Annotated in this window: 24 protein-coding genes; 15 read left to right on the top strand and 9 right to left on the bottom strand. The window is 65.5% G+C overall.

The window, feature by feature from the left end; genetic code table 11:
• The first annotated feature begins 11 nt into the window (after positions 1-11).
• The 8 genes from AC1RUR_RS13705 (at position 12) to AC1RUR_RS13670 (ending at position 6,661) form a co-directional block, all read left to right on the top strand.
• Positions 12-329, top strand: coding sequence for a proton-translocating transhydrogenase family protein (locus tag AC1RUR_RS13705; protein ID WP_129275219.1), 318 nt, complete (start codon positions 12-14; stop codon positions 327-329).
• Positions 330-368: 39 nt separating this feature from the next.
• On the top strand, positions 369-1,766 hold the full coding sequence (locus tag AC1RUR_RS13700; protein ID WP_492844735.1) for an NAD(P)(+) transhydrogenase (Re/Si-specific) subunit beta: 1,398 nt from the start codon (positions 369-371) through the stop codon (positions 1,764-1,766).
• Positions 1,767-1,785: 19 nt separating this feature from the next.
• Positions 1,786-1,956, top strand: a complete 171-nt coding sequence (locus AC1RUR_RS13695; protein WP_492844733.1) for a hypothetical protein — start codon at positions 1,786-1,788, stop codon at positions 1,954-1,956.
• A 22-nt stretch (positions 1,957-1,978) separates the two neighbouring features.
• Positions 1,979-2,776: an alpha/beta hydrolase gene (locus AC1RUR_RS13690; RefSeq protein ID WP_492844731.1), complete on the top strand. Its 798-nt coding sequence runs from the start codon at positions 1,979-1,981 to the stop codon at positions 2,774-2,776.
• A 10-nt stretch (positions 2,777-2,786) separates the two neighbouring features.
• Positions 2,787-4,208 carry a sodium:proton antiporter gene (locus AC1RUR_RS13685; RefSeq protein ID WP_492844729.1) on the top strand — a complete coding sequence of 474 codons (1,422 nt, stop codon included), beginning with the start codon at positions 2,787-2,789 and terminating at the stop codon, positions 4,206-4,208.
• A 49-nt stretch (positions 4,209-4,257) separates the two neighbouring features.
• Positions 4,258-5,355 carry a calcium:cation antiporter gene (locus AC1RUR_RS13680; protein ID WP_492844727.1) on the top strand — a complete coding sequence of 366 codons (1,098 nt, stop codon included), beginning with the start codon at positions 4,258-4,260 and terminating at the stop codon, positions 5,353-5,355.
• Between the two features lie 12 nt (positions 5,356-5,367).
• Positions 5,368-5,652, top strand: coding sequence for a cupin domain-containing protein (locus tag AC1RUR_RS13675; protein ID WP_271552407.1), 285 nt, complete (start codon positions 5,368-5,370; stop codon positions 5,650-5,652).
• Positions 5,653-5,746: 94 nt separating this feature from the next.
• Complete coding sequence (locus AC1RUR_RS13670; protein WP_492844725.1) at positions 5,747-6,661, top strand: hypothetical protein; 915 nt, start codon at positions 5,747-5,749, stop codon at positions 6,659-6,661.
• 21 nt (positions 6,662-6,682) lie between these two features.
• Here the strand turns inward: AC1RUR_RS13670 and AC1RUR_RS13665 are convergent, their stop codons facing one another.
• Both AC1RUR_RS13665 and rpsU read right to left on the bottom strand, forming a co-directional pair.
• A complete protein-coding gene (locus AC1RUR_RS13665) occupies positions 6,683-7,330 on the bottom strand; it encodes a tetratricopeptide repeat protein (protein ID WP_492844723.1) in 648 nt (215 codons plus the stop codon).
• Positions 7,331-7,468: 138 nt separating this feature from the next.
• Positions 7,469-7,765 (bottom strand): 30S ribosomal protein S21, encoded by a 297-nt coding sequence (rpsU, locus tag AC1RUR_RS13660; protein WP_092291984.1) that lies wholly within the window; start codon positions 7,763-7,765, stop codon positions 7,469-7,471.
• Between the two features lie 261 nt (positions 7,766-8,026).
• On the opposite strand from rpsU, the gene aqpZ reads away from it, so the two are divergent.
• Positions 8,027-8,749: an aquaporin Z gene (gene aqpZ, locus AC1RUR_RS13655; RefSeq protein WP_492844721.1), complete on the top strand. Its 723-nt coding sequence runs from the start codon at positions 8,027-8,029 to the stop codon at positions 8,747-8,749.
• Positions 8,750-8,785: 36 nt separating this feature from the next.
• Here the strand turns inward: aqpZ and AC1RUR_RS13650 are convergent, their stop codons facing one another.
• Positions 8,786-9,892 carry a 5-(carboxyamino)imidazole ribonucleotide synthase gene (locus tag AC1RUR_RS13650; RefSeq protein WP_492844719.1) on the bottom strand — a complete coding sequence of 369 codons (1,107 nt, stop codon included), beginning with the start codon at positions 9,890-9,892 and terminating at the stop codon, positions 8,786-8,788.
• Positions 9,889-10,377, bottom strand: coding sequence for a 5-(carboxyamino)imidazole ribonucleotide mutase (gene purE / locus AC1RUR_RS13645; RefSeq protein WP_492844717.1), 489 nt, complete (start codon positions 10,375-10,377; stop codon positions 9,889-9,891). Before purE ends, AC1RUR_RS13650 begins: the two co-directional genes overlap by 4 nt.
• Positions 10,378-10,519: 142 nt before the next feature.
• On the opposite strand from purE, the gene AC1RUR_RS13640 reads away from it, so the two are divergent.
• On the top strand, positions 10,520-11,242 hold the full coding sequence (locus AC1RUR_RS13640) for a GGDEF domain-containing protein (protein ID WP_492844715.1): 723 nt from the start codon (positions 10,520-10,522) through the stop codon (positions 11,240-11,242).
• A 19-nt stretch (positions 11,243-11,261) separates the two neighbouring features.
• Here AC1RUR_RS13640 and AC1RUR_RS13635 read toward each other — a convergent pair whose 3' ends face one another.
• From AC1RUR_RS13635 to AC1RUR_RS13625, 3 genes are all read right to left on the bottom strand, one after another.
• Positions 11,262-11,513 carry a hypothetical protein gene (locus AC1RUR_RS13635; RefSeq protein ID WP_492844713.1) on the bottom strand — a complete coding sequence of 84 codons (252 nt, stop codon included), beginning with the start codon at positions 11,511-11,513 and terminating at the stop codon, positions 11,262-11,264.
• Positions 11,514-11,535: 22 nt separating this feature from the next.
• The gene (locus AC1RUR_RS13630; RefSeq protein ID WP_027545542.1) at positions 11,536-11,748 is read right to left on the bottom strand and encodes a hypothetical protein; all 213 of its coding nucleotides are present in this window, start codon (positions 11,746-11,748) and stop codon (positions 11,536-11,538) included.
• A gap of 143 nt (positions 11,749-11,891) precedes the next feature.
• Positions 11,892-12,098 (bottom strand): YdcH family protein, encoded by a 207-nt coding sequence (locus tag AC1RUR_RS13625; protein WP_027545541.1) that lies wholly within the window; start codon positions 12,096-12,098, stop codon positions 11,892-11,894.
• Positions 12,099-12,427: 329 nt separating this feature from the next.
• Between AC1RUR_RS13625 and AC1RUR_RS13620 the strand changes: the two genes are divergently transcribed.
• Positions 12,428-12,610, top strand: a complete 183-nt coding sequence (locus AC1RUR_RS13620; protein ID WP_008131172.1) for a YdcH family protein — start codon at positions 12,428-12,430, stop codon at positions 12,608-12,610.
• A 112-nt stretch (positions 12,611-12,722) separates the two neighbouring features.
• Here AC1RUR_RS13620 and AC1RUR_RS13615 read toward each other — a convergent pair whose 3' ends face one another.
• A complete protein-coding gene (locus AC1RUR_RS13615; RefSeq protein WP_492844712.1) occupies positions 12,723-13,826 on the bottom strand; it encodes an NAD(P)/FAD-dependent oxidoreductase in 1,104 nt (367 codons plus the stop codon).
• Positions 13,827-14,028: 202 nt separating this feature from the next.
• Here AC1RUR_RS13615 and AC1RUR_RS13610 point away from each other — a divergent pair, with 202 nt between their 5' ends.
• Positions 14,029-16,716 carry a sensor domain-containing protein gene (locus AC1RUR_RS13610; RefSeq protein ID WP_492844711.1) on the top strand — a complete coding sequence of 896 codons (2,688 nt, stop codon included), beginning with the start codon at positions 14,029-14,031 and terminating at the stop codon, positions 16,714-16,716.
• A 34-nt stretch (positions 16,717-16,750) separates the two neighbouring features.
• A complete protein-coding gene (locus tag AC1RUR_RS13605; protein ID WP_492844710.1) occupies positions 16,751-18,202 on the top strand; it encodes a glycerol-3-phosphate dehydrogenase in 1,452 nt (483 codons plus the stop codon).
• 87 nt (positions 18,203-18,289) lie between these two features.
• Here the strand turns inward: AC1RUR_RS13605 and AC1RUR_RS13600 are convergent, their stop codons facing one another.
• On the bottom strand, positions 18,290-18,517 hold the full coding sequence (locus AC1RUR_RS13600; protein WP_492844709.1) for a hypothetical protein: 228 nt from the start codon (positions 18,515-18,517) through the stop codon (positions 18,290-18,292).
• Positions 18,518-18,640: 123 nt separating this feature from the next.
• On the opposite strand from AC1RUR_RS13600, the gene AC1RUR_RS13595 reads away from it, so the two are divergent.
• A complete protein-coding gene (locus AC1RUR_RS13595) occupies positions 18,641-19,813 on the top strand; it encodes an ABC transporter ATP-binding protein (protein ID WP_492844708.1) in 1,173 nt (390 codons plus the stop codon).
• Positions 19,810-20,724, top strand: coding sequence for an ABC transporter permease (locus AC1RUR_RS13590; protein WP_492844707.1), 915 nt, complete (start codon positions 19,810-19,812; stop codon positions 20,722-20,724). Before AC1RUR_RS13595 ends, AC1RUR_RS13590 begins: the two co-directional genes overlap by 4 nt.
• Positions 20,725-20,726 lie beyond the last annotated feature (2 nt).

The following is a 20,726-nucleotide window of genomic DNA, read 5'->3' as shown; positions in this document are numbered from 1 at the left end:
GAGAGCCCGCCATGGAGCATGTTGCACAGGTCGTCGACCCCTTCGTCTTCCGGCTGTCGATTTTCGTTCTCGCCGTCTTCGTCGGCTATTTCGTGGTGTGGTCGGTGACGCCGGCGCTGCATACGCCGCTGATGAGCGTGACCAACGCGATCTCCTCGGTGATCGTGGTCGGCGCGCTGCTCGCGGTCGGCGTCGGCATGATTTCGAGCGGCTCGGGCTGGGCGCGGGGCTTCGGCTTCATTGCGCTGATCTTCGCCTGCGTGAACATCTTCGGCGGCTTCCTTGTCACCCAGCGCATGCTGGCGATGTACAAGAAGAAGTCGAAGTGAGCGGCCACCTCGGGCTGAAGGGACAGATGGGGACCTGAGATGAACGCCAATCTCTCTGCATTCTTGTATCTCGTGGCGGGGGTGCTGTTCATCCTGTCGCTGCGCGGGCTGTCGAGCCCGGCGACGTCGCGCCAGGGCAATCTGTTCGGCATGGTCGGCATGGCGATCGCCGTCGCCACGACGCTGGCAAGCCATCCGCCGGCGGACGGCGTCGCCTGGATCCTCGTGATCCTCGGTATCGCCATCGGCGGCGCGGTCGGCGCCGTCATCGCACGCCGCGTGCCGATGACCTCGATGCCGGAACTGGTCGCAGCGTTCCATTCGCTGGTCGGCATGGCCGCGGTGCTGGTCGCCGCTGGCGCGTTCTATGCGCCCGAGGCCTTCGACATCGGTACGCCCGGCAACATCCACGCGCAGAGCCTGGTCGAGATGTCGCTCGGCGTCGCCATCGGCGCGCTGACCTTCACCGGCTCGGTGATCGCGTTCCTGAAGCTGTCCGCGCGGATGAGCGGCGCGCCGATCATCCTGCCGTTCCGCCACGTCATCAACATCGCGTTCGCCGTGGCGCTGGTGTTCTTCATCGTCGGTCTCGTGCTGACCGGCAGCGCGCTCGACTTCTGGCTGATCGTCATCCTGGCGCTGGCGCTCGGCGTGCTCATGATCATCCCGATCGGCGGCGCCGACATGCCGGTCGTGATCTCGATGCTGAACTCCTACTCCGGCTGGGCCGCGGCCGGCATCGGCTTCACCCTCGGCAACTCCGCGCTGATCATCACCGGCGCGCTGGTCGGTTCGTCCGGCGCGATCCTGTCCTACATCATGTGCCACGCGATGAACCGGTCCTTCATCTCGGTCATCCTCGGCGGCTTCGGCGGCGAGACCGCGGCTGCCGGCGGTGGCGGCGGTGAGCAGAAGCCCGCCAAGCTCGGCTCGGCCGACGACGCAGCCTTCATCATGAAGAATGCGCAGAAGGTCATCATCGTGCCCGGCTACGGCATGGCCGTGGCGCAGGCCCAGCACGCGCTGCGCGAGATGGGCGACATCCTGAAGAAGGAGGGCGTCGAGGTGAAGTACGCCATTCACCCGGTCGCGGGCCGCATGCCCGGCCACATGAATGTGCTGCTGGCCGAAGCCAACGTGCCCTACGACGAGGTGTTCGAGCTCGAGGACATCAACTCCGAATTCGCGCAGGCTGACATCGCCTTCGTGATCGGTGCCAACGACGTCACCAATCCGGCGGCCGAAGAGGACAAGACCTCGCCGATCTACGGCATGCCGGTGCTGCAGGTCTGGAAGGCCGGCACCGTGATGTTCATCAAGCGCTCGCTCGCCTCGGGCTATGCCGGCATCGACAATCCCTTGTTCTATCGCGACAACACCATGATGCTGCTCGGCGACGCCAAGAAGGTCACCGAGAACATCGTCAAGGCGATGTAGCGCGCGACGGAAGCGGACCGTGGCCATCAACAAGGAATGGCACCGGTCCCATCGCATGCCGCCCAAAGCGACGCGCGAGCAGCGCGTCACATGGCACGCCGCGCATGCGGCGGCGTGCGGCTGCCGCGACGTTCCCGCGAGCATCCGGCTCGATGTCATGAAATTGCTGCGGAGCCGGCGCAAGCCCTGAGCCGGAGACCGGCCGCGTCATCATGACCATCATCAAGTGGATCGCCATCCTGCTCGCGGCCGTCTATTGCGCCGGTCTCGTCGTGCTGTATGTCCGGCAGCGCGAGATGCTGTTTCCGATCCCGCCCGTCGGTCGCACCGCGCCGGACGCTGCAGGCCTGCCTGAGGCGGAAGAGCACGTCCTGGCCACGTCGGATGGCGAGAAGGTCATCGTCTGGCACGTGCCGGCCAAGCCCGGCCATCCCGTGATCCTCTATTTTCCGGGCAATGGCGATTTCCTCGCCGGTCGCGTCAGCCGCTTCAAGGCCATGACGGCCGACGGGACCGGCCTCGTCGCGCTGTCCTATCGCGGCTATGCCGGCTCCTCCGGCGCGCCGAGCGAGGAGGGCCTGCTGCGCGATGCCGCTGCCGCCTACGCCTTCACGACGGCGCGCTATGCGGCGGAACGAATCGTCGCCTGGGGCTTCTCGCTCGGAACGGGTGTTGCAGTTGCCGTCGCCTCCGAACATCCGGTCCGCAAGCTGGTCCTGGAAGCGCCATACACGTCGACGGTGGATGTCGCCGCCTCGGCGTTCCGCTTCGTTCCGGTCCGCCTCCTGATGCGGGATCAGTTTCGTTCCGACGAGCGGATTGCGCGCGTCACGGTGCCGTTATTGGTGATGCATGGCACCAATGACCTTGCCATTTCGATTGGGTTCGGTGAGCGTCTGTTCGCGCTCGCGCATGAACCGAAGCAGTTCGTTCGCTTTGCGGGCGGTGGACACGACAATCTCGATGCTTTCGGTGCGATCGAAACAGCAAGGCGCTTCATTGCTTCCTAGATGGCTCTTGATGCTGCGCGGCGGCCTGCCCGTCGCCGCGATCCTGGCGCTGTTGCCGCAGCCCGCATGGGCGGCGGCCGGGCTCGACGGCGCGGCGATGCGCTGGCCCTATGCGCTGCCCTTTGCCGGCCTGCTGCTGTCGATCGCGCTCGGGCCGCTGTTGTTTGCAAAATTCTGGCACCACCATTACGGCAAGATCGCCGCCGCCTGGTCGCTGCTGGCGCTCGGCTCGCTGGTCTGGCTCGCAGGGGGCATGGCGATGCTGGCCGCGTTCGTCCATGCCATGCTGGCCGAATATCTCGGCTTCATCATGCTGCTGTTCTCGCTCTATGTCGTGGCCGGCGGCATTCTCATCAGCGGCGACATCAAGGCCACGCCGGCGACCAATGCCGGCATCCTCGCGCTCGGCACGTTGGGGGCGAGCATCGTCGGCACCACGGGTGCCGCGATGATCCTGATCCGTCCGCTGATCCGCGCCAACCGGCCGCGGCGCCACAACGCTCACGTCGTCGTCTTTTTCATCATCCTGGTCGCCAATGTCGGCGGCGCGCTGAGCCCGCTCGGCGATCCCCCGCTGTTCGTCGGCTTCCTGCACGGCGTCGACTTCTTCTGGACCACCCGGACCATCTGGCTGCAGACGGCGATCGTCGCCGGATTGTTGCTGGCGATCTTCGTCGTCATCGACGTCTGGCGCTTCCGCAGCGAGCCGGCGCAGGGAGACGCAGGTTCCGCAGAGCCGGTGCGGATCCGCGGTCTCGTCAACCTGGTGCTGATCGCAGCCATCGTCGCGAGCCTGCTCGCCTCGGCGATGTGGAAGCCCGGCATCGCCTTCGACATTCTCGGCACCAGGCTGGCGCTCGAGGACATCGTCCGCAACGTGGCGTTGCTCGCCATTGCCGCGCTGTCGGTGTGGCTGACGCCGGACGAGCACAGGCAGGCCAACGGCTTCACCTGGGAGCCGATCCGCGAAGTCGCAAAGCTTTTCGCGGGCATCTTCGTCGCCATCATCCCGGTCATTGCCATGCTCGGTGCCGGCCATCACGGCGCCTTTGCCTGGCTCTTGTCCGCCGTCACGGCGCCGGACGGCACGCCGCGCGAGGCCGCCTATTTCTGGTTCACTGGACTGATGTCGGCGTTTCTCGACAATGCGCCGACCTATCTGCTGTTCTTCGAGCTCGCCGGTGGCGACCCGCAAGTGCTGATGCATGCACTTTCGGGCACGCTCGCCTCCATCTCCATGGGCGCGGTCTACATGGGCGCACTCACCTATGTCGGCAATGCGCCGAACTTCATGGTGAGCAGCATCGCCAGCGAGAACGGCATCGAGATGCCGAGCTTCTTCGGCTATCTCCTGCGCGCAGGTGCCGTGCTGATCCCGCTGTTCCTGCTGCTGACCGTGCTGCCGGTCGCACCCTTGCTGCACTGGCATTGAATCTGCCGGCCGATTTGCTACTGCTCGGCTGGATAATTGGAGCCGATGGATGAGCGCGCATAATCCGATGCCCCGGTCGGCCTGGATCTTTCCGGCGCTGGCCGTGCTGTTGTTCGCAGCCGTCAGTGCGACGGGCTACGTCTTCACGCTCTCTCTGGGCGGACTCGTCTTCGCCATCGTCCTTCTGGTCATCCTGTTCGGCACGGTGTTCGCCGCGGTTCATCATGCCGAAGTGATCGCCGAACGGGTCGGCGAGCCCTATGGCACGCTGGTGCTGACGCTCTCGGTGACCATCATCGAGGTGGCGCTGATCACCACGATCATGCTGGGCGACAAGCCGGCTCCCGAACTGGCGCGCGACACCGTGTTCGCCGTGGTCATGATCGTCTGCAATGGCCTCGTCGGGCTCTGCATCTTCATCGGCGGCCTGCGCTATCGCGAGCAGGGTTTTCAGCTCTCCGGAGCCAACGTCTATCTCAGCGTCCTGTTCGCGCTCGCGACCATCACGCTGATCATGCCGAACTACACGACCACCACGCCGGGACCGGTCTATTCGGCGGTTCAGCTCGGCTTCGTCGATGTGGTGACGCTCGCGCTCTATGCGGTGTTCCTCTACACCCAGACCGTCCTGCACAAGGACTACTTCGTTCATGAACGGGCGGAGGGCGAGGGCGGGGAGGCACACCTGTCGGCCGGGGCGCTTGCACTCACCGTGGGGCTGCTCCTGGTTTCTCTCCTGGCGGTCGTGCTGCTGGCCAAGAAATTCTCGCTCGTGGTCGATGCCGTGGCCGCCAGGATCGGCGCGCCGCCGGCCTTTGCCGGCCTTCTGGTCGCCCTCCTGATCCTGATGCCGGAAGGTGTCTCGGCCATTGCGGCGGCCCGCAAGAACGATCTCCAGAAGAGCATCAACCTGGCGCTGGGCTCCTCGCTCGCGACCATCGGCCTGACCATCCCGGCCGTCGGCATCGCCACCTACGCCTTCGACAAGGAGCTCGAGCTCGGCCTCAGCGCCCAGGGCAGCGTCCTTTTGCTCCTGACCTTCTTCTTGAGCATGCTGACCTTCGGCACGGGCAGGACCAATGTCCTGTTCGGCTTGGTCCATATGGTGGTATTTGCTGTCTACGTGTTCATGGTTTTCGTACCCTAGGAGAGGTTCCCCATGCTTGCCGCCAAGTCCGAAGTTCAGATCGACAATGAAGAGGTCCGGGTGACCGAATGGCGGCTCGCCCCGGGCAGCGCGACCGGGCACCACACCCACGGGATGGACTATGTGATTGTTCCCGTCGTCGCCGGCGAAATGACCATCGTGGCGCCCGGCGGCGAGCGTTCCAAGGCGCAGCTTGCGGCGGGAAAATCCTACTTTCGCAAGGCCGGCGTCCAACACGACGTACTTAACGAAACCTCAACTGAGATCGTGTTCCTTGAGATCGAGCTGAAGCCGTAAGTCCGGCGTTACCGTTTGCCATCGATCCGTCGCAGTTGATCCCTTACAATGCCCCAAAGTTCCCGCATCAGATCGCGCGGGGAGTGGCCGAGAAATGCTGAAATACCTCGCTAAAATCTCGACGGATATTTTCCCCTCGGTGCTCGCGACGATCATCGGGGCGTACATCGTTAACCACTACATCAACGCCAAGCCGGCGGCTGAGGCCCCTGCGGCCGTGGTGGCACCTGCCGAGGCCGGCAAGAACGGCAAGCCCGCCGACCTCGCCAACCTGCCGGCACCCGGCGTCAAGGCCAAGGGCATCTCGGAGAAGAGCGTGTCGGACAAGCCGGCGGCCGAGAAGGCTGCCGATCAGCCGGCTGGCGAGACCAAGGCTGCGGACGTGGCTCCGGCCGAGACCGCCCCCGCCAGCCCGCGCGGCCGGCCGACCGCACGCGAGAAGGCCGCTGCCAAGTCCACTCCGGCCGCCGCTTCTCCGGCTTCCGCCGCCCCGGTGGTCGAGGCCAATTCGGCGCCGGCCGCTCCGGCTGCAACCCCCGACGCCAACGATCTCGTGCGGGCCGCAATCGAGCGCCTGCGCAAGTCGCCCGAGGGCAAGTCTGCCGAGGGCAAGTCTGCCGAGGCGAAGTCTGCCGAGACCAGGCCGTCCGAGAAATCGCCTGAGCCTGTGCCGCAGGAAGCCCCGCGTGTCGTGACCGCGCCGCCGTCGGTTTTGCGCCCGTTGCCGCCGCCGATCACGGTGTCGACGCCGTCGGCCGAGACCTACGCCACCAACCCGTCGTCGCAGGCGACCCCGTCCTACACGTCCTCGGTCGGCAACGATGATCCGAATCGGCTGACGCCGCCGGCTGACATTCCCGTTCCGGTGATCGCGCCGCCGCTCGATCTGCGCGCCGATGCCGGTGCGCCCATGCCGCGGCCGAAGAAGACCAATGTCGCCGACGAGATGCTGTCCAACGTCAAGTCGATGTTCCACGCCGTTCTGCCGAAGAGCGCCACCCCCGACTAAGACGGCCCTTGCGCTGCGCTGTCAGCCGCCGACGCGGGCGAGGCCGCTGCGGGCGGCATCGTCGCGTGGACGAAGCGCGACCGCCTTGTTGTAGGACGCTGCCGCCTTGGCCTTGTCGCCCAGTCGCTCATAGGCCTGTCCGCGTGCGGTCCAGACCTGGGCATTGTGCGGATCGGCCTCGGAAGCCTCGTCGAGATCGGCCGTAGCCTCCTTGATCTTGCCGAGGGCGAGATGGCTGATGGCGCGGCCGAGCAGCGGCTCGGCCTTTTGCGGGTTGAGCCCGCTTGCGGCGGTGAAATCGGCGATGGCCAAATCGTGCTCGTTATTGCCCTGGTAGATCAGCGCGCGACCATAGAGTGCCTGGGCATTGTAGGGATCGAGCGCGACGGCGCGGTTGAACTCTTCCAGCGCCGCCGCTGTCTCGCCCGACTTCGCCAGGGCTTGGGCCTTTGCGGTGTGGACCTGGGCTTCGGCGACACTACCGGCGCTGACCGCACTCTCCGTGACGGCAGCCGCCTTGGGCGCCTGCGGCTTTTCCTTCTCCGGCATCAACGATCCCAGATCGAAGGAGCAGCCGCACAGTGCAATCCCCATCAAAGCCAGCGCGAGCGGCTGCCGCCAGATCTGGCGTAGCCGCGCCAAGCCGTGCTCGGGGAAAGGGGAGGCCATCTACGGTTCGCTCGCGCTGGTGCCGCATCGGTAGTGCCCCGTCCCAGAAAGGCACCGCTCACAAACAATAACGCGGGCCAGCGGCCCGCGTCATCGAAAACTGAAGTCTTGGAAAACTGGTCTTACAGGTTCGGCAAATCAGCGCGGACCGCGCGGACCGGCACCCGGGCCGCTACGACCGCCGCGCTCGCCACCGGGGCCAGCGCCGAACACCGGCTTCGGCTTCATCGGCAGCAGGCCTTCGCGCTGGAGCTTCTTGCGGGCCAGCTTGCGCGCACGGCGCACGGCTTCGGCCTTTTCACGGGCCTTCTTCTCGGAGGGCTTTTCGTAGTGACCGCGGAGCTTCATCTCGCGGAAAATGCCCTCGCGCTGCATCTTCTTCTTCAGCGCCTTGAGGGCTTGATCGACGTTGTTATCGCGAACGAGAACCTGCACGCGGCATCCTCTTCAGTGGATCGGATTTGAATTCTGGTAAGTCAAAGGGGATGGCAAAACGCGCAAGCCCTTAGCCTTGAGCGCGCGGATGTATCAGACAAAACCTGGGATGTCCACCGGCCAAGCGGGTTTTCGGGCCAAGTTCAGCCATTAAATGAGGCGAAAAGACCTCTGTGTGGCCCCGATTTGGGAGATTTAGCGTCTTTGGCGGGGCCGCGACCGGAGCTTTGTTCCGGAAACTTTGAAATCAGGGGACGACACATGGATATGAAGAAATATGCCGCCGAGGCCATCGGCACCTTCTGGCTCACATTCGCAGGCTGCGGCAGCGCGGTGATCGCGGCCGGCTTCCCGCAGGTCGGGATCGGTCTGGTCGGCGTGTCCCTGGCTTTCGGCTTGAGCGTGGTCACCATGGCCTACGCGATCGGCCACATCTCGGGCTGTCATCTCAATCCGGCCGTCACGGTCGGCCTCGCCGCCGGCGGGCGCTTTCCGGCTGGCCAGATCCTGCCCTACGTGATCGCGCAGGTCTGCGGTGCGATCGTTGCCGCCGAACTGCTCTATATCATCGCCAGCGGTGCCCCCGGCTTCGACGTCACCAAGGGCTTCGCGTCGAACGGGTATGATGCGCATTCGCCCGGTCAGTACAGCATGGTCGTCTGCTTCCTCACCGAGGTGGTGATGACCATGATGTTCCTGTTCGTCATCATGGGCGCCACCCACGGCCGTGCGCCCGCGGGCTTCGCGCCGCTCGCGATCGGGCTCGCACTGGTGATGATCCATCTCGTCAGCATTCCCGTCACCAACACCTCGGTGAACCCGGCGCGCAGCACGGGCCCCGCACTGTTCGTTGGTGGCTGGGCGATGGCGCAGCTCTGGCTGTTCTGGGTCGCACCGCTGATCGGCGGCGCGCTGGGCGGGGTGATCTATCGCTGGCTCAGCGAAGAGCCGGCCGGCGTGGTCGCAGGCGTCAAGACGGCGTGATTGCGAAGCGGGATCGCAGCATTCGCTGCGGTCCCGTCACGTGTTCTTGGCCGGCCGGACTTCGGTGACATGGCCCATCTTGCGGCCGGGGCGCGGCGCGCCCTTGCCGTAGATGTGCACGGTTGCGCCCGGCACGCTCAGCCACGTCTCGTAATCGTTGATCTCGTCGCCGATCAGATTGGTCATGGTGACGATCTCGCCATGACGCACCGGCTTGCCGAGCGGCCAGCCGGCGATGGCGCGGATGTGCTGCTCGAACTGCGAGACGGAGGCGCCGTCGAGCGTCCAGTGTCCGGAATTGTGCACGCGCGGCGCGATCTCGTTGACCAGCACCTTCGGTCCGGTGCCATTGGCGAGCACGAACATCTCCACCGCCAGCACGCCGACATAATCGAGCGCGCTCGCGATCTTGCCGGCGATGCTGCGCGCTTCCTCTGCGAGCGCATCCGGAATCTGCGCTGGCGCGCGCGATATCTTCAGAATGTGGTCGCGATGCTCGTTCTCGGTGACGTCGAAGCACTCGACCTGGCCCGATGCCGAGCGCGCGGCGATCACGGAGATCTCACGCTCGTACGGGATGAAGGCTTCCAGGATCGCCGATTTGGTGGCGAGGCTGGTCCACACCTTGGCGATGTCGTCGCCTTCGCGGATGATGGCCTGGCCCTTGCCGTCATAGCCGAAGCGGCGGGTTTTCAGCACGGCCGGGAGGCCGATCCTGACGATCGCCTCGCGCAGCGCGGAGACCGAGGTGACGTCGGCGTAAGCAGCGGTGCCGATGCCGAGCCGGGTGACGAAATCCTTCTCGGCGAGCCGGTCCTGGGTGGTCTCGAGGATCTTGCGGTTGGGCAGCACCGGGCGCCGTGCGTCCAGCACCATCGCGGCGGCCGCCGGCACGTTCTCGAATTCGTAGGTGATGACGTCGACGTCGTTGGCGAACAGCTCAAGCGCCTCGACATCGGCATATTCGGCGCAGGTTGCGTTCAGCACGACGTCGAAGGCCGGCGAGTCCGGATCGGGCGAGAACACCTGGCAGCGCAGGCCGAGCCGCGCCGCGGCCATCGCCAGCATCCGCCCCAATTGTCCGCCGCCGAGGATTCCGATGGTGTCGCCGGGCTTCAGCTTCACCTGCTTTGCGTCGGTCACGCCTTGTCCTCCGGGCGATCGGCAACCGCCTCGGTCTGCGCCTTGCGCCAGGCAGCGAGGCGGTCGGACAAGGCGGGGTCGGACAGTGCCAGCACGGCGGCAGCAAGCAGCGCCGCGTTGATCGCGCCTGCCTTGCCGATGGCGAGGGTGCCGACCGGGATGCCCGCGGGCATCTGGACGATCGAATAGAGCGAATCGATGCCCTTGAGCGTCTTCGATTCGACGGGAACGCCGAAGACCGGGAGTTCCGTCAGCGCCGCCGCCATGCCCGGCAGATGTGCTGCGCCGCCCGCGCCGGCGATGATGATCTTGTAACCCGCCGCCTTGGCGCCCTTGGCGAAAGCGACCAGCCGGTCGGGCGTGCGGTGTGCCGAAACGATGCGGGTCTCGGCGGCAACGCCGAGCGCCTCGAGCGTGTCGGCGGCATGCCGCATCGTGTCCCAGTCCGACTGGCTTCCCATGATAATGGCGATCGGCGCGGTCATGACGTCAATTGTTCTCGGGAAAACAGAAACATAGGCCAGACTAACGGTTCCGGCCGGCGGATCGCAAGGCGGTGGCAAGGAGAAGGGAATGCACTATCCTGTCTTGGTGAATCCCCGCAAGCCTTCATTGAGCAGGATGCCCATGAAGAAACCAAAAAGGGCGAACGCTGCGAAGGCCAAAAAGGGCCGGAAGACCAGCGCCAGCCGATCCAAAGCAGCCCCCAAGGGGCCGGCCAGCCGCCCGGCCAAGGCCGCGCGGCGCGGCGCGTCGGCCGACGACGGCGCCAGGCAGGACGCCAAGACCATCCGCGGCCTGCGGAGCAAGCTCAAGGCGGCCATGCGGCGGATCTCGGAACTCGAGGCGGCCGCCGACACCGATTTCCTGCTCGAGATTCCGAACCGGCGCGGCTTCGAGCGCGAGCTTGCGCGCGCCATTGCCTACATGAAGCGCTATCGCGCCACCGGCGCGCTGATCGTGCTCGACGTCGATCGGCTGAAGCCGATCAACGATTCCTTCGGCCACGCTGCCGGCGACGAAGTGCTCAAGGCGATCGTCGGCGCGCTGACGCGGCAGGTTCGCGCCTCTGATGTCGTCGGCCGGCTCGGCGGCGACGAGTTCGCGCTGCTGCTGTGGAATCTCAACGAGACCGATGCCAAGGCCAAGGCCGCGGCCTTCGAGCAGGCGATCGACGAATTATCCTTCGTCTTTCGCGGCCAGCATGTGACCGCGGGCGCTTCCGCCGGCGTCGCGCTGCTGGGGGCGCACTCCGATGCAGGCCGCGCCCTGGAAGAGGCCGATGCCGCCATGTATGTCCGCAAGGCGCGCCGGCGGCACGAGCCGCGGATCAGGCTCGTCAGCAACTGACCTTCTCGGCAACTGACCTTCAGAGCGTGGCGAGATCTTCCGGCACGTTGCCGAATTTGCGCAGCAGCGTGGCGTCGCCGAATTCGCCGGTCATGGGATCGCCGCTGCGGCAAAATGCGACCGCGCCGATATGGCCGGCACCGCGTGCCAGAATCTCGGCGCGCCGCAGCGCTGCCGTTGAGGACTGACATTCCTCGGCCGCGCCCGCGACCGGCGATCCGTCCTCATCGATCAGGAAGGGCATTGCAACGTAGTAGGTGACGTCCGACATGGCGTTGCTCCGGTCATCAACATTAGGCGGCGCTGCTCCGCGCCTTGCTGCGAGAGGTCTCCGGAATGCAGCCGGCGGAGATCGCCGCCTGCAATTCCTCCAGCTCTGCCTCCAGATATTCGTTGGCCATGATCAGCGCCTTGATGGTGCTGCGCAGATTGCCGTCGCACATCGCGATCGCCTGATCGCAGGCCTGTTCATAATGGCTGTTGTCGAGAAGGGCGGTTGCCGACATCTGCGGTGTCCTTGCGGGTTGTCCTTGGGCGGTTCCTGGGGCGTTGAACGTCCAAATGTTCCTATTTTGTTCTTTTGGAGTCAAGTGGATTCAGATGCGGCGGGCCGCCGCGAAAAGGCCGCTCACGGATCAGGCGATACGGATCAGGCGATGATGTCGGGCGTGATCTGGTCTTCGATGAACGCGATCCTGTCGCGTAACAACAGCTTGCGCTTCTTCAGCCGCTGTAGCCGCAATAGGTCGGGGGCAGGCGATTGATGCAGGGCATCGATCGCCGCGTCGAGATCTCGGTGTTCCTGCTGCAACCGGGCGAGCTCGGCTTCGAGTTCGCGCTCGTCTTCATGGGTCATGTCTGCGGTGGCCGAAAAACCGATAGGCGTGAGATTAAGGCTGTGGATGCCCTGTGGAAATTATCGTCCTTGCGCGCCGTGACCGCAAGCGATCTCGGGCCGTCGCTCACCGATCTCTCGCAAGATATTTCGATGGTTCGTTGCGGCGCTGCGCAAGCGCATTGATATCATGGATTTTTCCAACGTGGTTCCCTTACTCACGCTTCGTTACATATGAATTTTCAAAAATGACGCTACGACGACGGATACCCATCGACAGAACGAATCGGTGATGTACACTTCCTCGTCCGGATCGAATCCAAGGTTCACCCCTACCGAGGAGGTTTCGAATGACAATTCAGGCACATCTGGTTGAATTGGAACGGAAGCACAAAACTCTCGAAAACGAATTGCACGAAGCTCTCGTGCACCTTTCAACAGACGACCTGCAAATTGTTGAGTTGAAGCGCCGGAAGTTGATGGTCAAGGACCAGATCGAGCGTCTGAAGCACACCGGCGACACGCTTCACTAGTAACCCCCGTATCAGCGTAGAGTTTGATCGCACCCTTTCAGGCAGGGGTGAGTGCCGTTGCGCTCATCCCTGCTGGAAGGTGCTTGACCGTGCAAAGATCTTTGCGCGGCGTTTAAATGTCTGCGAGCTCGGCGACGTGATCTGCGATCGCGAGCGAGGACGTCAGTCCCGGCGATTCGATGCCGAACAGGTTGATCAGGCCTGCGATGCCGTGATCGCGCGGGCCCTGCATCAGGAAGTCCTGCGTGGCCACCGCCGGCGGCACGATCTTCGGGCGGATGCCCGAATAGCTCGGCATCAATGCGCCGTCGGGCAGCGTCGGCCAGTACTTTCGGATCGCCGGATAGAAGCGCTCGGCGCGTGACGGATCGACCTCGTAGTTGATCGTCTCGATCCACTCGACGTCAGGGCCGAAGCGCGCCTGCCCCGCCATATCCAGCGTCAAATGCACGCCGAGGCCGCCGGGCTCGGGCACCGGATAGATCAGGCGCGAGAACGGTGCCCTGGCGTTGCAGCTGAAGTAGTTTCCCTTGGCGAGATAGGCCGGCGGAATCCGGTCCAGCGGCATGCCGTCGATGGTGCGCGCCACCGTCGTCGCCGCGAGGCCCGCAGCGTTGACGAGGAGGCTGCATTGCAGCGTCATCGGCGCCTCGCCGCCGGCCTCGACCTCGATCACGCCGGCGACCACCTTGGCGCGGATCAGCGGGGTGTGGAACGCGAAGGCTGCGCCGGCTTCCTCGGCCTCACCGCGGAGCGAGAGCATGTAGGCGTGGCTGTCGATGATGCCGGTCGAGGGCGAGAGCAGCGCGGCGTCGCAGGCGAGCGCCGGCTCCAGCGCGCGTGCGGCCTCGCCTGTGAGCAGCTGCATGTCGAGCACGCCGTTGGCTTCGGCGTGCGCCTTGATCGATTGCAGCTTCTCGGTTTCCTTCGCATTGGTCGCGACGATCAGCTTGCCGCAATTCCTGTGCGGGATGCCGCGCTCGCCGCAGTAGCGGTAGAGCGCATGCTTGCCGTCGACGCACATGCGCGCCATCCAGCTCCCGGCGCGGTAGTAGATCCCGGCATGGATCACCTCGCTGTTGCGCGAGGAGGTGATGGTGCCGATGGCCTCGGCTTCCTCGAGCACGATGACCTCGCGCCCGGCCTGGGCGAGCTTTCGAGCCACCGCGAGCCCGACCACGCCGGCTCCGATGACGATGCAGTCGACCCTATCCATGGTTGTGCAGGAGGTCCGCTGGAAGCGTCGGTGGCATCAAGCCTGAGAACGAGGGCGAGGGGGCATTTTCCGTTAAGGAAGCATTTATCATGTCAGGGCAATTGCCGTATTTCACGTCACATTTTTCTGTTGCGCGTACAGGCGTTTACCCGATCCAAACCCGTGAAGCCAGACAATCCGACGTTGAAATCGCGGGTGGCTGATGGCTGAGAAGAACTGGCACGCGGACAGCATGATGCCGATTGCTGTACAGGCCGTCGTGTGCCTGGCCGGCACGGTCGTGCCTGCGCGTGCCTTTGCGCTGTCGGACGGCTTCGAGGCGCCGAGCTCGCTCGGCAAGCTCGATCCCAACCTGATCTGGGAAGCCCTGATCGGGGGCATCGTCGTCTGCGCGTTCCTGGTGGCCATCGCGTTGTGGATCCATTCCGCTCTGCGGCGGACCAGGCGGTTGCAACTGCGGCGCAACGCCTTCGTCTCCTCCGCCATGAACAATCTCAATCAGGGCGTGGTGATGACCGATGCGCAGCGGCGCATCATCTTCTGCAACGACCGCTATCTCGAGATCTACGGCCTGTCGCGGTCGGATCTGTGGGCCGACATGGACGGCTACGAACTTCTCGAGCTGCGACGCAAGCGCGGGGTCCTCGGCGGCGCCTCCGACGAAGAGTTCTACGACAAGGCGGCGAGCACCAACGGCTTGATCACCGAACTTCCGGACGGCCGGTCCATCCTGGTGAAATATTTCGTGCTGCCGAACGGCGGCTCGGTGGCGACACATCTGGACGTCAGCGAGCAGCGCAGGTTGTCGCGACAGCTCGCCTCCACCAAGCAGTTCCTGGAAACGGTGCTGGACAACGTCCCGGCCTGCGTGGCCGCCAAGAACATCGAGGACGGCTGCTACATCTTCGCCAACAGCGCCTATGAGCGCTTCTGGGGTTTCTCGCGGGACCAGGTCGTCGGCAAGAACGCGTGCGAGCTGTTTGCGCCCGTCTCGGCGGCCAGCATCGAGGCGACCGACCGGGCGGCGCTCAATTCGCCGGACGGCCAGTTCCGCAACGAGTTCGAGGTCGACCGCAGCGGCGCGCGGCGCATGGTGGCCTCGATCCGGATCGTGGTCCGCAACGAGAACAACAAGCCCGAATTCCTGCTGATCGTGTTCGAGGACATCACCGACCGCCGCTCGCTGTCGCAGGAGCTGGAGAGCACCAAGAAGTTCCTCGAGCTCGTGGTCGACAACATCCCGGTGGCGTTGATCGTGGAGCAGGTCAAGGACGGCCGCTATCTGCTCGCCAATCGCAGCGCCGAGACGATCCTCAACCGCAGGCGCGAGGAAGCCACGGGCCTGACCGCGTCCGACATCTTCAATCCCAAGGAAGCCAAGCTGATCATCGCGCGCGACGAGGCCGCGATCAAGAAACGCGGGATGATCACCGAGGAGCATCCGATCTCCACCAAGGACGGCCTGCGGCTGTTCCTGACCCGCCGCGCCACCGTGCTCAGTGATGCCGGCGAGCCGCAATATCTGATCAAGACCCACGAAGACGTCACCGACCGCCGGCAGACCGAGTCGCGCATGGCGCACATGGCCTATCATGATGGCCTGACCGATCTGCCGAACCGCGCCGCCTTCCTGCAGGCGCTGACCCAGATGATCGAGGCCTGCGAAGGCACCGGCGAGGAGTTCGCCGTGCTCTGCGTCGACCTCGACGGCCTCAAGGAGGTCAACGACGTCTTCGGCCATGCACTCGGCGACAAGCTCCTGATCGAGGTCGCCCAGCGGCTCCAGGATTCCGCGCGCGGCGGCGTGGTGGCGCGCCTGTCCGGCGACGAGTTCGGCCTGATCATCGACGGCAAGCAGCCGGAGGCGGGTCTTGCGCTGGCGCAGCAGATCGGCGAGGCCGTGGCCCGGGAATTCCAGATCGACGGCCGGCCGGTCCGTGCCGGCGTCACCACCGGCATGTCGGTCTTCCCGCACAATGGCGCTGATGCCGCCTCGCTGCTCGCCAATGCCGGCGCGGCGCTGTTCCGCGCCAAGCAGAAATCGCGCGGCACGATCAGCCTCTACCAGCCCGAGATGGACCAGCAGATCCGCGATCGCCGCGTGCTGCATCAGGACCTCTCGATGGCGATCAAGAACGGCGAGCTCTCGCTCGCCTTCCAGCCGCAGGGCGCCGCGGGCCACAGCGTCGCCGAGAGCGAGATCATCGGCTTCGAGGCGTTGGCGCGCTGGCAGCATCCGGTGCGCGGCCAGGTCTCGCCGGCCGAATTCATTCCGATCGCCGAGGAGAGCGGCCTGATCGTCGAGATGGGCGAGTGGATCCTGCGCGAGGCCTGCCGTGAGGCGGCGTCCTGGCCGAAGCCGCTCCAGGTCGCGGTCAATCTGTCGCCGGCGCAGTTCATGCACGGCGACGTCGTCGGGCTGGTCCATTCCATCCTGATCGAAACCGGGCTCGCGCCCGGCCGGCTCGAGCTGGAAATCACCGAGGGCGTGCTGATCGAGGATTTCGACAGGGGTCTTGCACTGCTGCGCCGGTTGAAGGCGCTGGGCGTGCGCATCTCCATGGACGATTTCGGCAGCGGCTATTCCTCGCTGAGCTATCTCCAGGCGTTCCCGTTCGACAAGATCAAGATCGACCGCGCCTTCATCATCAATCTCGGCCGCAACCCGCAATCGGCGGCGATCGTGCGCGCCGTGATCGATCTTGGCCACGGCCTCGAAATGTCCATCATTGCCGAGGGCGTCGAGACGCTCGACCAGCTCGCCTTCCTCGCCAAGGAGGGCTGCGACGGCGTGCAGGGCTATCTGCTCGGCAAGCCGCTGCCGATCGGGAAATATGCCGATCTCGTCGGCCGCGCCGAGACCATGGAGCTTGCGCTCAAAACCGGTTAGTGAGGAGGCGACTTCGCTCCCTCTCGACGGCTTCATGGCGGATTACGATCTTGCGATCATCGGCGGCGGCCTGAACGGTGTCAGCCTTGCGCGCGATGCAGCCGGCCGCGGCCTGCGGGTCATTCTGTTCGAGCAGGGCGATCTCGGCGGCGCCGCCTCGTCGGCGACGCCGCGGCTGATCCATGGCGATCTGTCGGTGCTGGAGCGCCGCGGGTTCTGGCGGGTGCGCCGGGCACTTGCCGAGCGCCCGACCTGGCTTCGGATCGCGCCGCATCTGGTCCGGCCGATGCGTTTCGTGATCCCTGCCCATTCCGACGAGCGTCCGCCCTGGCTGCTGCGGGCCGGTCTGTATGTTTATGATGGTCTTGCGAACCGGGGCGGTCTGCCGCCATCAGCGACGCTCGACATCACGCACCATCCCGTCGGCAATGCGCTGAAGCGTCCGTTCGGCATCGCCTTCGAATATTCGGACTGCGTCGTCGACGATTCCCGCCTTGTGGTGCTCACGGCACTCGATGCCGCCGAACGCGGTGCAATGATCCGGACCGGAGCGCGCTGCGTCCGCGCCGACCGAACCGACATCTGGCGGCTCGCGGTGGTCGATCGCGGCCACCGCCGCACGATCACGGCGCGTGCGCTCGCCAACGCCACCGGCGGCTGGACGTCGATGGTGGCGGACACCGTGCTGCGGCAGCCGCAGCCCGCGATGGCGGCCACGCAGATGAGCCAGATCGTCGTGCCCAGGCTGTTCGAGTCCGACAACGTCTATGTCTTCCAGAACCATGATGGACGGCTGATCTTCGCCCGGCCCTTCGAGCGCGACTTCACGCTGATCGGCACGGTCACGCATGCCTTCACCGGCGATCCCGCCATCGTGGCGATGCCCGGGGCCGACGTCAGCTATCTCTGCGACGCCGCCAGCCGCTATTTCCGCGAGCGCATCGGCCCGACCGACGTGGTCCGCACGGTGTCCGGCGTCAACCTGACGCTGGCGTCCGCGCGAGGACGTGACGGCACAACGCTGTTCCATGCGCGCCGGCGCAAGGCGCCGCTGATCACGATGTTCGGCGGCGATGTCACGACGTCGCGCCGGCGCGCGGAGCGGGCGGTGACACGGCTGACCCCGTTCTATCCGATGTCGCCGCCCTGGACTGGCGGTGCGGCGCTGCCCGGCGGCGATTTCGCCTGGGACCGTTTCGACACCGAGGTCGACCTCGCCCGCGACCGCTGGCGCTTTCTGTCGGAGCCAGAGGCCCAGCGGCTGGTTGGGGCCTATGGCTCGCGATTGCCGGCGGTGCTCGGCGAGGCGAAGAGCCGCGACGAGCTCGGCCCAGCCTTCGGCCCCGAGCTGACCGGCGCCGAGGTGCGCTATCTCATGGCCTGCGAATGGGCGCGTTTCCCGGAGGATATCCTGTGGCGTCGCTCCAAGCTCGGCCTGACCATGCCCGTTGCGGACCGTGACGCGCTGGCCGCGTTCATGGCGTAGCCCGGATGGAGCGAAGCGCAATCCGGGAAAGTTTCACCGCCGACGGACCGTCCCGGATTACGCTGGCGCTCCATCCGGGCTACGGGGCTAGAGATATCTGCGCCAAGTCGCCCGGACTTGAGCTTCGGTCGCGAATCTGCCCTGCGCAGCCGCCTCCTTGGATCTCGCAATTGCCACTCTCTCATCGTCCGAGAGGATGATGTGAGCGTTCACTTCCACGCCGGCAAGCTGCAGCACGATCCGGGCAATGTCGTCCTGCGCCTCCGCGGGTAGTCGGCGTGCGATCCCGATGGTTTCCTCCAGCAACTTGGTCATGTTTGCGATCATACGTCCCTTGAGGTCCGGCACGAAGGCCAATTTGGGACCATCCGCCCCGAACCGGTTGAGCTAGGGACGATCGGCCGCTAGCGTGCGGCGGAATCGGGGGTGGCAGGGACCATGACTGACGAGTTGCCCAGAACAGACGCCATAGCCGATGCGCTCGGCGCGGATGCGTATCCGGCGGCGGCGCAGCCGTTGCTGCGCATCGAGGGCGTCGCCAAGACGTTCGGAACGTTCCGGGCCGTGGACGGTGTCTCGCTCGAGATCAAGGCGGGCGAGTTTTTCGCGCTGCTCGGGCCCAGCGGCTGCGGCAAGACCACGCTGCTGCGCATGCTCGCCGGCTTCGAGGCGCCGGACGAAGGGCGCATCCTGCTCGGGGGCAAGGACATCGCGCGGGCGCTGCCGCACGAGCGTCCGATCAACATGATGTTCCAGAACTACGCGTTGTTTCCGCACCTGTCGGTGCGCGACAACATCGCCTTCGGCCTGAAGCGCGCCGGCATGGTGCGCGCCGACATCGCCACGCGCGTGGCCGAGATGGTCGCGCTGGTGAAGCTCGAAGGGCTGGAGAAGCGCAAGCCCGACCAGCTTTCCGGTGGCCAGCGTCAGCGCGTCGCGCTGGCGCGCGCACTGGCGCGCCGCCCGCAGCTTCTGCTGCTCGACGAGCCGCTCGCAGCGCTGGACAAGAAGCTGCGCGAAAGCACGCAAGGCGAGCTGATGGAGCTCCAGCGCCGGCTCGGCATGACCTTCATCATCGTCACGCACGACCAGGAGGAGGCGATGACGATGGCGAGCCGGATCGGTGTGATGAAGGCCGGCAAGCTCGCCCAGGTCGCGCCCCCCCGCGAGCTCTATGAGGCGCCGCGCTCGCGCTGGATCGCGGAGTTCGTCGGCGACATCAATCTGTTCGACGGTGAGTCCAGACTGCGCGACGGTCATCGCCTGGTCATCGGCACGCGCGATGCGGGCACGCTGGTGGTGGCCGAGCCGCGCGAACCGGTCGGCGCCGGAAAATTTGCGGTCGCGATCCGCCCTGAAAAGGTCAAGCTGTCGCGCCGCGGCCCCGTGAGCGAAGCCGGTCATGAAACCGCGATCAACCGGCTGGACGGCGTGGTCGCCGACATCTGCTATCTCGGCGGCACCACCACCTACAAGGTGAAGCTCGATTCCGGCGGGATGGTGCAGGCTTCCGTGGCCAACAGCGCGCGCCTTGACGTCGACGCCTACAGCCTGAACCAGCACGTCGTCGCCTGGTTCACGCCCGACGACTGCGTGGTGCTGCCGTCATGAGCTCCCGCAGCATCTTCGCACGGCCGGCGCGTTTTGCCGCGATCGCGCCCTATCTCTGGATGGTGCTGTTCTTCCTGGTGCCGTTCGCCTTCGTGCTCAAGATCAGCCTGTCGCAGACCGCGATTGCGCAGCCGCCTTACGAGCCGGTGTTCGACCTGACGGCGGGATGGGAGGCGCTCAAGGCGGCCTTTGCCGCGCTGTCGGTCGACAATTTCAGGCTGCTTGGCTCCGACGACATCTATGTGTTCGCCTATGTGCGCAGCCTCACGGTCGCGGTGACCGCGACTGCGCTGCTGCTCCTGATCGGTTACCCCATCGCCTATGGCATGGCGCGGCTGCCGAAGCGCTGGCAGGCGGTGGCGATGGTGCTGGTGATCGTGCCGTTCTGGACCTCGTTCCTGATCCGCATCTATGCCTGGATCAACATCCTTCAGCACGACGGCCTGCTCAACCAGATCCTGCTGACGCTGCATCTGGTCAGCCAGCCGGTGGTGTGGCTCTCCACCGACACCGCGATGTATATCGGCATCGTCTATTCCTATCTTCCGTTCATGATCCTGCCGCTCTACGCGACGCTCGCCAAGATGGAGCCGGTGCTGGAGGAGGCGGCCTCCGATCTCGGCGCGCCGCCGTGGCAGGTGTTCTGGCTCGTCACCTTTCCACTGTCGCTGCCCGGCGTCGGGGCCGGCGTGCTGTTGTGCTTCATCCCCATCGTCGGCGAGTTCGTCATCCCGGATCTGCTGGCCGGCTCCAACTCGCTGATGATCGGCCAGACCCTGTGGCTCGAATTCTTCACCAACAAGGACTGGCCGGTCGCGTCCGCCGCCGCGATCGTGCTGCTGGTGGTGTTGCTGGTGCCGCTGTTGCTGTACGAACGGCTGCAGAAGCGGCAACTGGAACAGGGGCGGTGAGG

The sequence above is a fragment of the Bradyrhizobium sp. GW821-FHT12B03 genome, assembly GCF_058807535.1.
This window is presented reverse-complemented; position numbering and strand designations above follow the sequence as displayed.

Excerpts from the sequence above, each read along its gene's own strand:
- AC1RUR_RS13705 (WP_129275219.1), top strand. The coding sequence starts at position 12 with ATGGAGCATGTTGCACAGGTCGTCGACCCCTTCGTCTTCCGGCTGTCG.
- AC1RUR_RS13700 (WP_492844735.1), top strand. The coding sequence starts at position 369 with ATGAACGCCAATCTCTCTGCATTCTTGTATCTCGTGGCGGGGGTGCTG.
- AC1RUR_RS13690 (WP_492844731.1), top strand. The coding sequence starts at position 1,979 with ATGACCATCATCAAGTGGATCGCCATCCTGCTCGCGGCCGTCTATTGC.
- AC1RUR_RS13685 (WP_492844729.1), top strand. The coding sequence starts at position 2,787 with ATGCTGCGCGGCGGCCTGCCCGTCGCCGCGATCCTGGCGCTGTTGCCG.
- AC1RUR_RS13680 (WP_492844727.1), top strand. The coding sequence starts at position 4,258 with ATGAGCGCGCATAATCCGATGCCCCGGTCGGCCTGGATCTTTCCGGCG.
- AC1RUR_RS13675 (WP_271552407.1), top strand. The coding sequence starts at position 5,368 with ATGCTTGCCGCCAAGTCCGAAGTTCAGATCGACAATGAAGAGGTCCGG.
- AC1RUR_RS13670 (WP_492844725.1), top strand. The coding sequence starts at position 5,747 with ATGCTGAAATACCTCGCTAAAATCTCGACGGATATTTTCCCCTCGGTG.
- AC1RUR_RS13665 (WP_492844723.1), bottom strand. The coding sequence starts at position 7,330 with ATGGCCTCCCCTTTCCCCGAGCACGGCTTGGCGCGGCTACGCCAGATC.
- aqpZ (WP_492844721.1), top strand. The coding sequence starts at position 8,027 with ATGGATATGAAGAAATATGCCGCCGAGGCCATCGGCACCTTCTGGCTC.
- purE (WP_492844717.1), bottom strand. The coding sequence starts at position 10,377 with ATGACCGCGCCGATCGCCATTATCATGGGAAGCCAGTCGGACTGGGAC.
- AC1RUR_RS13640 (WP_492844715.1), top strand. The coding sequence starts at position 10,520 with ATGAAGAAACCAAAAAGGGCGAACGCTGCGAAGGCCAAAAAGGGCCGG.
- AC1RUR_RS13635 (WP_492844713.1), bottom strand. The coding sequence starts at position 11,513 with ATGTCGGACGTCACCTACTACGTTGCAATGCCCTTCCTGATCGATGAG.
- AC1RUR_RS13630 (WP_027545542.1), bottom strand. The coding sequence starts at position 11,748 with ATGTCGGCAACCGCCCTTCTCGACAACAGCCATTATGAACAGGCCTGC.
- AC1RUR_RS13625 (WP_027545541.1), bottom strand. The coding sequence starts at position 12,098 with ATGACCCATGAAGACGAGCGCGAACTCGAAGCCGAGCTCGCCCGGTTG.
- AC1RUR_RS13620 (WP_008131172.1), top strand. The coding sequence starts at position 12,428 with ATGACAATTCAGGCACATCTGGTTGAATTGGAACGGAAGCACAAAACT.
- AC1RUR_RS13615 (WP_492844712.1), bottom strand. The coding sequence starts at position 13,826 with ATGGATAGGGTCGACTGCATCGTCATCGGAGCCGGCGTGGTCGGGCTC.
- AC1RUR_RS13610 (WP_492844711.1), top strand. The coding sequence starts at position 14,029 with ATGGCTGAGAAGAACTGGCACGCGGACAGCATGATGCCGATTGCTGTA.
- AC1RUR_RS13605 (WP_492844710.1), top strand. The coding sequence starts at position 16,751 with ATGGCGGATTACGATCTTGCGATCATCGGCGGCGGCCTGAACGGTGTC.
- AC1RUR_RS13600 (WP_492844709.1), bottom strand. The coding sequence starts at position 18,517 with ATGACCAAGTTGCTGGAGGAAACCATCGGGATCGCACGCCGACTACCC.
- AC1RUR_RS13595 (WP_492844708.1), top strand. The coding sequence starts at position 18,641 with ATGACTGACGAGTTGCCCAGAACAGACGCCATAGCCGATGCGCTCGGC.
- AC1RUR_RS13590 (WP_492844707.1), top strand. The coding sequence starts at position 19,810 with ATGAGCTCCCGCAGCATCTTCGCACGGCCGGCGCGTTTTGCCGCGATC.